Below are 10,693 nucleotides of genomic sequence, written 5' to 3'. Positions count from 1 at the left end.
CGCCTGGCTGAAAGGATTTCGGGCGATTCGTACCCGTTATGTTTGCCAGTTGCAAAACTACTTGGCACTGATTCAGCTGGCTTGCGCAGAAATCTTATTCCGAAAACTCCAAGAAACCTAAAGGTAATGCAAATTCTGTTCCGGATATCCTCTTAGCGGGCTGCGGTTAGCGCGTACGGGCCTGGGTCTAGGGTTGGTGGTCGCCCGAGAGCGAGATCGGCGACGAGTCTTGCGGAGGCGGGGCCTGTCACTAGGCCGTTGCGGTAGTGGCCGGCGTTGAAGTAGAGCCCGGATATCCCGGGGTAGCCGCCGATATAGGGGATGCCGTTGGGCGATCCCGGGCGCAGGCCGGCCCAGTGGTCTTCGATCGGGGTGCGCTTGAGGATGGGGAAGAGTTCGACGGCGTTTCGGTACAGCGCCTCCTTGTCCTCGGCGGTCGTTCGCTTGGAGAAGCCGGCGTGCTCGATGGTGCTGCCGAAGAGGACCCGCCCATCCCGCCGTGGGATCGCGTAATGGCTGTCGTGCAGGGTGATGTGGTTGATTTGTCCAGGTTTGGCATAGAAGAGGATCATCTGGCCGCGCACGGGTTGGATCTCGGGTCGGTTGTCGAGTTGCTCTAGCAGTTTTGCGGTCCAGGCGCCGGCGCAGACGATGGTCTGCTCGGCCTCAATGCGACCCTTGGGGGTACGAACGCCGACGGCGCGGTTGCCATCAATGATCAGTTCCAGAACCTCCTCGCGCTCGCGTAGCTTGATGCGTTTCTCCAGGTAGCGGCGTACCGCTCTGGAGAGGCGCGGTGTGCGCAGCTGCCGAATCTCGGGGAAGAGGAGGGCGCGCTCGGGCCGAGGCCCAAGCTCGGGCTCGATCTGGTGCAGTGTGGATTTGTCGACGACCTCGAGGCGCTGACCGTGGCGCGCGCTCCAGGCTGTGGCGAGATCGAGTTCCGCAGTGTCCATGATGAGCATGCCGCTCTGGGTCAGCTCGGGATCCACGTCGGTTGTGTCGAGGAGTTCGGTCGTCAGACTGGGATAGATCGCTTGGCTCCATCCGGACAGTGCGGTCACCGCCTCGGGGGCTTGCCAGGGGTAGAGCGGTGAGAGAATACCGCCACCTGCCCATGAAGATTGGCGGCCGGTCTGCCCCATTTCGACGAGTGTTATGGCGGCACCGGCCGTCATCAGTTCCTTCGCCGTCAGTAGGCCGATGATGCCGCCGCCGATGACGAGCACTTCTTTCATTGTGTGACCTCAAGGAGAACGCGAAGGCGTCGTGCCCGCGAGCGCCCGGCTGGGCGTTCAGGCCGGTGCCTTTTCGGCATCCTTGGCGAGTTCGCGTGGGAGCGGAAAGACGACCTGCTCGCGGATGCCCGCCTGCTCTTCGACGTGCTCCGCGCCCCAGTCCTTGAGTTGAGCGATGACGCGCTCGACCAGAATCTCGGGGGCGGATGCGCCAGCGGTGAGCCCGATTCGCTTGGCTTCGGCGAGCCAATCCTGCTCCATGTCCTCGGGTCCATCGATGAGGTAGGCCTTGCAGCCCTGCCTCTCGGCAAGCTCGCGCAGTCGGTTGGAGTTCGAGCTGTTGGGCGAGCCGACGACTAAGAGGATGTCAGAGCGGGCCGCGAGGTCGCGCACGACGTCCTGGCGGTTCTGGGTGGCATAGCAGATGTCGCTCTTCTTTGGACCCTGGATGGCGGGGAACCGGGCTTGCAGGGCCGCGATGATCTCACGGCTGTCATCCATGGAGAGTGTCGTTTGGGTCACATAGGCAAGGTGCTCGGGGTCAGGAACCGCGATGGTCTCGACATCCTTGGCCGTTTCGACGATCTGAATGCTGCCGCTGCCTGCGCACTGCCCCAAGGTGCCTTCCACCTCCGGGTGACCACGATGGCCGATCAGGATGACGGACATCCCGTGCTTGCAGTGGCGGGCGACTTCGAGGTGGACCTTGGTCACGAGCGGGCAGGTGGCATCGAATAGGCGAAGGTCTCTGGCCTCCGCGGCTTGGCGGACGCTCTGTGGCACCCCGTGGGCGCTGAAGACGAGTGTGGCGCCATCTGGCACGTCGGCGAGATCCTCGATGAAGATGGCGCCGCGCTCGCGCAGCCCCTCCACCACGAAGCGGTTGTGGACAACTTCATGTCGGACGTAAATGGGGGCACCGTAGATCTCGAGCACACGCTCGACGATGGCGATGGCGCGGTCCACGCCGGCGCAGAATCCGCGAGGATTGGCAAGGTGAATATTCATGATGGCAGAGGATAGGTGAAGAGGAGTCGTTGAAATAGGGAGACCGAGTGAGGTTTTGGCAATTTGAGGCCATCCGTGCCTGCGCCCGATTGTACGTTGTCACGACTCAGTCGCGCTGCTTGGCAGTTGAGCCGGCCGCGGCGAGGCGACTCAGCTGATGGGGCAGGCCCGAGGTGGGCGTTGGGAAGCTAGCCTGGTCCTCTAGGGGTGTCGATCCCGATCTTCAGCAGCTTGATGCGCAGCCTGAGTTGCCGGCCGCAAAAGGGATGGTTGAAATCGACCTGCACGCGCTCCCCGTCGAGGGCCAGCACGGTGCCTGTCGTCTCGTGTCCGCTCGGGGTGGTGAAGTAGATGACGTGGCCGGGCGTGGGCGCGACCTCGGGGGGGAAGTCGCGTCGCTCCATCCAGTGCCGATTGCACGCATCGTAAGGACCGAATAGATCTGAGCCGGCGGCTGAGAGCAGGGTCTCGATGCCTGGTTGCAGTCCCTGCAGGTGAGACTCGAGGGCTGGTGTCAGTGTGCCGTCACCCAGTCGGCAGACGAGGGGCTCAGCGCCAAAGGTGGAGAGGGCGACGGCTCCATCGGCGAAGCGGATCTCGAGGTGGAGTTGGATCTCGCAGCCGACGGCCAAGGTTTCAGCAGGCATGCTCATCGTCGCTTGACCTTAGATACTTCCAGCCTTCGGCTACGCTTGCCCTCAGTGCGGCCTAGGCGAGCATTTCCTGCGTCACGAAGAGGTACCCGAGAGAGATGGCGACGACCGCAATCGCGACGTAAGGGAGTAGAATGCAGATACCTGGTAGATCGTTGCAGACCTGACTGTACTTACACAGCTTACAGTTTTTCATACCCGGTCCTTCCTCAGTTTTACCTTCTAGTTTTCGTTGCCGGAGAGAAGCTCCCGGTGTCAGCCACTGAATAACCCGGTTGCCAAGGTGGGGTATCCTCACTCAGACGCGCACAGTAATCAACGCGTTTCTTATACTCTTCCGCGGCGGAATCCGGGTGCGCCAAGCGGGCGGTACACCTCGATCCCAAGGCCCCGGTCTTACCACGAATGACAGCAGACAATCCATGACAGAGCTTCAGACCCATGGTCAGGTAGGGCGTATTGGCTTCGTCAGCCTTGGCTGTCCCAAGGCGACGGTCGATTCAGAGCGCATTCTCACGCAGCTGCGAGCCGAGGGTTATGCCCTTCAGACGAGCTACGATGGTGCCGATCTGGTGATCGTCAACACCTGCGGTTTCATTGATGCCGCGGTCGACGAATCCTTGTCTGCCATTGGCGAGGCGCTCTCCGAGAACGGCCGTGTCATCGTGACGGGCTGCCTGGGTGCGCGGGCCGAACTCGTGCGTCGCGAGCACCCGGAAGTCCTGGCAGTCACAGGGCCGCATGCGCTGGCTGAAGTGATGGCGGCGGTGCATGCGCAATTGCCAGCCCCGCACGACCCTTTCACCGATTTGATTCCGCCCCAGGGTGTGCGGCTGACGCCGCCGCATCTCGCCTACTTGAAGATCTCGGAGGGCTGTAATCATCGCTGTACCTTCTGCATCATCCCCAGTCTTCGAGGGGACCTGGTGAGCAGGGGCATCGGCGAGGTGCTCGATGAAGCGCAGAGACTGGTCGATGCCGGCGTTCGCGAACTCTTAGTCGTCTCTCAGGACACCAGCGCCTATGGCCTGGACCTGCGGTATCGACCGGATTTCTGGGGCGGCCGACCCGTGAAGACGCACATCACCGATCTGGCGCGCGCGCTCGGCGAGCTGCCGGCCTGGACGCGTCTCCACTATGTCTATCCCTATCCCCATGTCGACGCGCTCATCCCGCTCATGGCCGAGGGGCACATCCTGCCCTATCTGGACATGCCCCTGCAGCACGGTAGCGTGCGCGTGCTCAAGGCCATGCGGCGGCCGGCGGCGACCGAGAAGGTCTTGGAGCGTCTGGCGCGGTGGCGCGCGGACTGCCCGGAGCTGGTCCTGCGCAGTACCTTCATCGTCGGATTTCCGGGCGAGACCGACGCAGACTTTGAGGATCTGCTCGAATTTCTTCGCCAGGCGCGGCTGGATCGCGTGGGCTGTTTCAGCTATTCGCCGGTTGCCGGTGCCGCGGCCAATGGGCTTTCAGATCAGGTTCCCGAGGCGGTCAAGGAGGAGCGGCGCGAGCGCTTCATGGCCCTTCAGGCCGAGATCAGCCGCGAGAAGCTGGCCGAGCGTGTCGGTCAGCGGCTGACCGTGCTGGTCGATGCGGTCGAGGAGGATGCCATCATCGCGCGCAGCTACGCGGACGCGCCCGAGATCGACGGCGAGGTGATCATTCCTGGCGCCTGGGAGATCGATGTCGGTGACTTCATCGAGGTCGAGGTGACCGAGTCAGGTGATCACGACCTCTGGGCCAAGCCCTTGGATGACTGAGTCGACTTGGCGGGCAGATGAGGGTGCGGTTGGCGGGAGGACATGGCCCCTTGGCAGGGGCCGATGCCTTGGATCAGAAGGCCGCGCCGCTCTCCTTGCCAAGCTTGCGCAAGATGAGCGCGAGCGGGCAGAAGCCGGTGAAGGCCGATTGAAACAGGTTGGCGCCCACGAAGGCGGTGAACCACAGCCAATAGGGGCTCACGAAATGAGCAAGCGCGACGGAGATGACGATAAAGGCGCCAGCGACGGCGAAAACGATGCGTTCGATTGTCATGGAATTCTCTACACTTAGTATAGCGATCAGGATGTAACCTAAAGATCATACTCAGCTCGGACAGCTTTGTTCAACAGAGCTGGCGCCTGCGGGAGTGCGGGCGCTCCCTCTCTTGCGCGGCCGTGGCGCGACCGCCCCATGGCCGGGCCGACTTGGTTAGCCGTACCATGCCACCCGATGCGCTCGCCCTCATGCTCGAAGGTCTCAACCGTCCCGAGGCCTATCCCTACCCAGTCGATGCCGTCCAGCACATCGAGACCCATATCTCCCATGTCCTCTTGGCCGGTGATTTTGCCTACAAGCTGAAGAAGCCGCTGAATCTGGGTTTCCTCGACTTCTCGACCGTGGAGCGGCGCCGACATTGCTGCGAGGAAGAGCTGAGACTCAACCGGCGGCTCGCCCCGTCGTTGTACTTGGACATCGTTCCGATAACCGGATCTCCCGAGCGGCCACAGATCGGCGGGGTGGGGCCGGTGCTCGAACACGCGGTGCGCATGCGCCGCTTTCCGCAAGCGGCCTTGCTGGATCGCCGGCCGTTGTCTTCCGATCTCATGTGCCGGCTGGCCGAGCTGGTCGCCGATTTCCACGCCGCGATCCCGGTGGCTGGTGAGGAGACGGATTTCGGTACGCCCGAGGCCGTGCTCGAGCCAATGCTCGAGAACTTGCGTCAGGTGCGCGAGCGCGCCGCCGTGCCCGAGAATCTGGCCCGATTGGATCGACTGGAGGCGTGGACGCGCCAGCGCTTTGCCGAGCTGAGACCGCGCATCGAGCAGCGGCGCAGGGATGGCTTCGTGCGCGAAGGCCATGGCGACATGCATCGCGGCAATATCGCGCTCGTCGACGACCAGATCCTCATCTTCGACGCCATCGAGTTCAATCCCTATCTGCGCTGGATCGACACGGCGAGCGAGATCGCCTTCCTGGTCATGGATCTGGAACAAGCGGGCGCCACGGCCGAGGCGCAGACCTTTCTCAACCGTTACCTTGAGCGCAGTGGTGACTATGGTGCGCTTGCCGTACTCGACGTCTACAAGGTCTACCGCGCCATGGTCCGCTCCAAGGTCCAGGCGATTCGGCTCGGCCAACCCGACCTGGGATCGGACGACGAGGCCCAAGTGCGCGCGCTATGCAGTCACTATCTCGGCCTGGCCGAATCCTATACCCGCCCGCATCGCCCGCGCCTGCTCATCGCTTGCGGTCTTTCCGGCTCGGGAAAGAGCCGCATGTCGCGCCGGCTGCGTGAGGCGCTGCCGATGATCCATCTGCGCTCTGATCTGGAGCGCAAACGGCTCTTTGGTCTCCACGAGTTGGCGCGCACCGCCACTCAGGTCGGGCAGGGAATCTATTTTCGCCACGCCACCGACTGGACCTATGATCGCCTGCATCGGCTCGCCGAGACGGTGCTGTCGAGCGGATACGATTGTCTCGTCGACGCGACCTTCATCGCCCGTGACCGGCGTGAACGCTTTCACGCGCTGGCGCGCCGACATCATGCCGGCTTCGGGATCTTGGCGCTGGATGCCCCCCTCGAGGTGCTGCGCGAGCGCGTGAAGCGACGCTTGGCGAGCGGTACCGATGCCTCGGAGGCGTCGCTCGACGTCCTGGAGCGCCAGCACGCCGGACGTCAGTGTCTCAGTAACACCGAGCGTTGCTTCGCGGTGCACGTCGACACCAGCCAGGAGTTGTCGCTCGCCGAGCTGCTGGCGAGCATCGAGAGGGTCCTGAATCGAGAGGAGGGGCCTCAGACGTCTCCCTCGGAGCAAGAGACGCGCGACTACGGCTGATGCCGCACGGCCCCATTGCCCTCGCTAGATGAGAATCAGGGCGACGCCCGAGAGCATGATGATGCCTGCCGGGAGGCGCGCGGCCAGGTGCTTCTCGCCGAAGAAGAGGGCTCCATAGAGGATGCCGAAGAGTAGGCTGGTGCGCTTCACCGACACCATGTAGGCAACCTCCACCTGCTGCACCGCCAGGAAGTGGGTGAAGACCATCAGGGACATGAGCGCACCTACGGCCATCACACCCCAAGCGCGGCCGGCCAGTTTGAGCAGTCTGCGCGGGCGCGGCAGGACGAAGAAGACCAAGACCGCGATCCCAAGCAGCCCGAAGTAGAGGGCCCCGAAGGATGCTGCCGGGACGTACTGCATGGCCCCCTTCCCGAGCGTGGCCGTCACGCCATAGATGGCCGCCACACCCAGCATCATGCGCGAGCCGCGTTCGCGGACGATGGCCGTCAGCGGTGTCAGCCAGGTGCGCCACTGCCCCAGCCGTGCATGGGCGCTGTTGAGCAGCCAGGCGCCGGCGACGACCAGCAGAATCCCCGCGGCGCCCTTGGCCGAGACCTGCTCGCCGAGCAGTCCCCAGGCGATCCCCATGACGAAGACTGGCGAGAAGGCCAGATAGGGAAGGGTGAGCGACAGGGGGTAGTCGCGAATGGCGGCCATGTAGAGCAGCATGGCCGCAAGCTCGAGCGGGATGAGGACGAGGATCCACAGCCAAAAGGCTGCCGGCAGCTCAGTGATCGGGGGCATGCCAGCGAGCAGCGGCGTCATCAGCAGACCCGGAATGCAGAAACGCACGATCAGCAGCTCAACGGCGGAGAGCCCCTGGAGCCAGGCCTTGGTAGCCGCGTCCGCGCTGGCGAGGCTCAGCGCGCAGAGCAGTGAGAGGGTGATCCAGCTCAATGGAGCGCCTCGATTAACCTGAAAAGAGCGGTCGAAACGCAAAGCGCAGGCGGCACGCAAAGGTTTTCACTGCGGCTCACAGCTGAGGTCGCTGACTGGGACAGTTCGGAGACGTCTGAGGCGAGCCGTCGGCCTATGAGGCCAGCGGTGACGCTTGCCGCGGCGCCAACGGGACAGGCGGGGCGATGATGTCGACCCCGGCGCCAGGTCGATGGGCATTCTCGCTGATGCGTCGCCGCCAGGCCTTGGCGCCCGGCTGTCCTTGAAAGAGCCCCAGGAGATGCCGGCTCATGGCGCTCAAGGGCACGCCTGCGGCGAGCTGGCGCTCGGCATAGGGCATGAATCGCTCGAGGACCTCCTGGCGCGTCGCGATGGGATGGTCATCACCAAAGATGACGCGGTCCGCCTGCGCCAGCATCCAAGGGTTCTGATAGGCCTCGCGACCGATCATGACGCCGTCCAGGTCATCCAGGAAGCCCGCGGCTTGCTCCAGGGTCTTGATGCCACCGTTGATCGCCAGACAGAGATCCGGAAAGTCGCGCCTGAGCCGAAGAACGATGTCGTAGCGCAGCGGTGGGATGTCGCGATTCTCCTTTGGGCTCAAGCCCTTCAACCAGGCCTTGCGCGCATGAAGGATGACGGCATCGCAGCCGACCGCTGTCTGAGCGCCGATGAAATCCACCAGCTCGCCATAGCTGTCCCGGTCGTCGATCCCGATGCGGCACTTCACCGTCACCGGCACGCTGACGGCATCCTTCATCGCTGCGACGCAGTCCGCGACCACGCCAGGCTCCGCCATCAGACAGGCGCCGAAGCGTCCGTTCTGCACCCGATCCGAGGGGCAGCCGACGTTGATATTGATTTCGTCATAGCCCCAATCCGCACCCATGTGTGCGCATCGAGCCATGTCCTTCGGATCCGACCCGCCGAGTTGGAGCGCGACAGGATGCTCTGCCGGATCGAAGCGCAAGAAGCGGTCTCGATTACCGTGGATGAGCGCGCCCGTCGTGACCATCTCCGTGTAGAGGAGGGTGTGCCGGCTGATCAGCCGCAGGAAGTACCTGCAGTGGCGGTCTGTCCAGTCCAACATGGGGGCAACGGCAAGCCGCCAGTGCTTTCTATCCATCTGATTCGGTTCTGCGGAGCAGGTCGTTACAGGGTTTCTCAAATTCTGATCGCGGCCCTCGATGCTACTCGCTCTCGATGCCAATCAGGGCAGCTCGGCGCGCTCAAAGTCATGCCTTGGGTGCTGCGCGACGCGCCCTTTTAGCATCGCGGGCGGAGACTTGTCGAGAAACAGCCGGACCTCTGCCGCATTGATGGGGCGATGCGCAGACAGCCGTCATCTTTGCGGGTCGCCAGCGGTGAACGCCAGGTGACTGTTTCTCGCGATGATCCAGTCACGCGGTCCGCAGCCGCCGCCACTGATCCCCCCACTCGAAGCAAGCCAGCCCCATGAGGATGACGCAGCTACCGATCCAGACGCGTGGGCTGAGCACCTCGTCGTTGGCGACCTGCCCCAGCAAGAGTGCCAGGACGGGTGTGATGAGCGTGATCAGCGCGACGCGACTGGCCTGCACCTGATGCAGGACGTAGTAGTAGAGGATGAAACCGAGCGCCGAGCCGAATAGGGCCAGGTAGAGGATCGCCCAGGCGGATCTCGGCGTGATCGTCGTCGGGATCTCTGCGTCCAGAATTCCCCAGGTCACCAAGAACAGGGGAACCGCGATCAGCAAGGCGCCAGTCGTGGTTTCCAGCGGGTGCAGCGATGATCCGATCCGCTTGACCCAGACGGCGCTGGTCGAGTGGATCAGCACGGACGCAAAGACGCCGCCCACACCCAGCAAGGCGTTGCTGCCGAGCGCCAGGCTCTGACCGAAGATCAAACTCAGACCGCCAATGCCGAATCCGATGCCAAGCAGGCGTCCCGGCGTCAGGGCGCGCTCTCCGAGCCAGATGGCCGCCAAGAGTGCCGTGACAATGGGCGTCAGCCCGAACAGCACCGAGATCAGGCCAGACGGGATGTACTGCGAGGCCCAGTAGACGCAGCTCATTGCCCCCCAGATGCCCAGCCCAGCGGCCAAATAGGTTTGGAACGCCTTGCGGTGCCAGCAGATACGGCGGCTCATCAGGGCGACCAGGACCAGGCAGACAAAGACGCCCAGTAGCATGCGTGAGGTGACTCCGAACAGAAAGCCGGCCGACTCGCTGCTCCACTTGATCGCCAATGGCGTCGTCGCCCAGATGAGCACGACACCGATGAATGCCGCCGGAACGGACACACTGCACCTCCATTTAGGTTCGCTCAACAACGAAAAGGCCGCGGTTTGGATGCCGCGGCCTTGGGATCTCACGAGAAACGTCTGGCATCTCGATTCACTCAGGCACACGGTAGCGGTGAAGCCAGCGCATGACGCGGCTTGCGACGACTCGGTGCCGAGGGGTTTGCATCAGAATGCCCATGCCCCGAGTGTCGTCGATCCTCCGTGATGAGACAAGCGCCTTCTTGCGCCGTCAGTGGCGCGATCAGCGCATGCAAGCAAGCGCCCAAGGTCGAATTCGCTTCATCCAGTACCGACATTCTGGATTTGGTCGAGGATGCGGACGGGGATGGGTGCATGAGCGAAGCAAGGCTGAGGCAGGTCTACGCCTATCATTTCGACAGCAAGCACCGGCCGGAGCGCTATGCGCCCGGACCGGGCGGCTTGGACTGGGCCACGCAGCCAGAGCCCTTTCGATCATTCGAAGGTGCGCCACGGATCCAGTTGCCGCTCGCCGAGCCGGGTGGTCTGACCTTCGCGGACGTTCGCGCCGGCAATCGGCCAGCGGCAGCGGCGGTGGATCTCGCGCATCTGGGAGCCCTGCTCGAGCTGTCGATGGGGCTTTCGGCCTGGAAGGCTTACGGGGATGCGCGCTGGGCACTGCGCTGTAATCCCTCCAGCGGCAATCTGCATCCGACCGAATGCTATCTCTGAGTATTCCGGCCGAATCCGGACACCTATTCCGATCCAAACCGGACACCAATCCGACGTCAAAGCGGACAGCATTCCGAGCTGAAAGCGGACACTGATCCGAC

General features: G+C 63.4%; 11 protein-coding genes. 3 read left to right on the top strand and 8 right to left on the bottom strand.

Annotated features, from left to right (window positions below):
* Positions 1-152: 152 nt before the first annotated feature.
* From thiO to G3480_RS27715, 4 genes are all read right to left on the bottom strand, one after another.
* Positions 153-1,238, bottom strand: coding sequence for a glycine oxidase ThiO (gene thiO / locus G3480_RS23025; RefSeq protein WP_164656470.1), 1,086 nt, complete (start codon positions 1,236-1,238; stop codon positions 153-155).
* A 57-nt stretch (positions 1,239-1,295) separates the two neighbouring features.
* On the bottom strand, positions 1,296-2,246 hold the full coding sequence (ispH, locus tag G3480_RS23020) for a 4-hydroxy-3-methylbut-2-enyl diphosphate reductase (protein WP_164656468.1): 951 nt from the start codon (positions 2,244-2,246) through the stop codon (positions 1,296-1,298).
* A 188-nt stretch (positions 2,247-2,434) separates the two neighbouring features.
* On the bottom strand, positions 2,435-2,893 hold the full coding sequence (locus G3480_RS23015) for an FKBP-type peptidyl-prolyl cis-trans isomerase (protein WP_240905997.1): 459 nt from the start codon (positions 2,891-2,893) through the stop codon (positions 2,435-2,437).
* Between the two features lie 61 nt (positions 2,894-2,954).
* Positions 2,955-3,095 carry a hypothetical protein gene (locus tag G3480_RS27715; protein ID WP_167752486.1) on the bottom strand — a complete coding sequence of 47 codons (141 nt, stop codon included), beginning with the start codon at positions 3,093-3,095 and terminating at the stop codon, positions 2,955-2,957.
* A gap of 226 nt (positions 3,096-3,321) precedes the next feature.
* On the opposite strand from G3480_RS27715, the gene rimO reads away from it, so the two are divergent.
* Complete coding sequence (gene rimO, locus G3480_RS23010) at positions 3,322-4,659, top strand: 30S ribosomal protein S12 methylthiotransferase RimO (RefSeq protein ID WP_164656464.1); 1,338 nt, start codon at positions 3,322-3,324, stop codon at positions 4,657-4,659.
* A 73-nt stretch (positions 4,660-4,732) separates the two neighbouring features.
* Here the strand turns inward: rimO and G3480_RS23005 are convergent, their stop codons facing one another.
* Positions 4,733-4,933: a YgaP family membrane protein gene (locus G3480_RS23005; RefSeq protein WP_164656463.1), complete on the bottom strand. Its 201-nt coding sequence runs from the start codon at positions 4,931-4,933 to the stop codon at positions 4,733-4,735.
* 167 nt (positions 4,934-5,100) lie between these two features.
* Between G3480_RS23005 and G3480_RS23000 the strand changes: the two genes are divergently transcribed.
* The gene (locus G3480_RS23000; RefSeq protein WP_164656461.1) at positions 5,101-6,717 is read left to right on the top strand and encodes a bifunctional aminoglycoside phosphotransferase/ATP-binding protein; all 1,617 of its coding nucleotides are present in this window, start codon (positions 5,101-5,103) and stop codon (positions 6,715-6,717) included.
* Between the two features lie 24 nt (positions 6,718-6,741).
* Here the strand turns inward: G3480_RS23000 and G3480_RS22995 are convergent, their stop codons facing one another.
* The 3 genes from G3480_RS22995 to G3480_RS22985 form a co-directional block, all read right to left on the bottom strand.
* Positions 6,742-7,617 carry a DMT family transporter gene (locus tag G3480_RS22995; RefSeq protein WP_164656459.1) on the bottom strand — a complete coding sequence of 292 codons (876 nt, stop codon included), beginning with the start codon at positions 7,615-7,617 and terminating at the stop codon, positions 6,742-6,744.
* Positions 7,618-7,750: 133 nt separating this feature from the next.
* Positions 7,751-8,743, bottom strand: a complete 993-nt coding sequence (gene dusA / locus G3480_RS22990) for a tRNA dihydrouridine(20/20a) synthase DusA (protein ID WP_164656457.1) — start codon at positions 8,741-8,743, stop codon at positions 7,751-7,753.
* A 274-nt stretch (positions 8,744-9,017) separates the two neighbouring features.
* Positions 9,018-9,899 (bottom strand): EamA family transporter, encoded by an 882-nt coding sequence (locus G3480_RS22985; protein ID WP_164656455.1) that lies wholly within the window; start codon positions 9,897-9,899, stop codon positions 9,018-9,020.
* A 336-nt stretch (positions 9,900-10,235) separates the two neighbouring features.
* Between G3480_RS22985 and G3480_RS22980 the strand changes: the two genes are divergently transcribed.
* Positions 10,236-10,592 (top strand): hypothetical protein, encoded by a 357-nt coding sequence (locus G3480_RS22980; RefSeq protein ID WP_240905996.1) that lies wholly within the window; start codon positions 10,236-10,238, stop codon positions 10,590-10,592.
* The last annotated feature ends 101 nt before the right edge of the window (positions 10,593-10,693 follow it).

Source organism: Thiorhodococcus mannitoliphagus, assembly GCF_010915725.1.
Classification (GTDB): Bacteria; Pseudomonadota; Gammaproteobacteria; order Chromatiales; family Chromatiaceae; genus Thiorhodococcus; species Thiorhodococcus mannitoliphagus.
This window is presented reverse-complemented; position numbering and strand designations above follow the sequence as displayed.

Coding starts and splice junctions, on each gene's coding strand:
- thiO (WP_164656470.1), bottom strand. CDS start 1,238: ATGAAAGAAGTGCTCGTCATCGGCGGCGGCATCATCGGCCTACTGACG.
- ispH (WP_164656468.1), bottom strand. CDS start 2,246: ATGAATATTCACCTTGCCAATCCTCGCGGATTCTGCGCCGGCGTGGAC.
- G3480_RS23015 (WP_240905997.1), bottom strand. CDS start 2,893: ATGCCTGCTGAAACCTTGGCCGTCGGCTGCGAGATCCAACTCCACCTC.
- G3480_RS27715 (WP_167752486.1), bottom strand. CDS start 3,095: ATGAAAAACTGTAAGCTGTGTAAGTACAGTCAGGTCTGCAACGATCTA.
- rimO (WP_164656464.1), top strand. CDS start 3,322: ATGACAGAGCTTCAGACCCATGGTCAGGTAGGGCGTATTGGCTTCGTC.
- G3480_RS23005 (WP_164656463.1), bottom strand. CDS start 4,933: ATGACAATCGAACGCATCGTTTTCGCCGTCGCTGGCGCCTTTATCGTC.
- G3480_RS23000 (WP_164656461.1), top strand. CDS start 5,101: ATGCCACCCGATGCGCTCGCCCTCATGCTCGAAGGTCTCAACCGTCCC.
- dusA (WP_164656457.1), bottom strand. CDS start 8,743: ATGGATAGAAAGCACTGGCGGCTTGCCGTTGCCCCCATGTTGGACTGG.
- G3480_RS22980 (WP_240905996.1), top strand. CDS start 10,236: ATGAGCGAAGCAAGGCTGAGGCAGGTCTACGCCTATCATTTCGACAGC.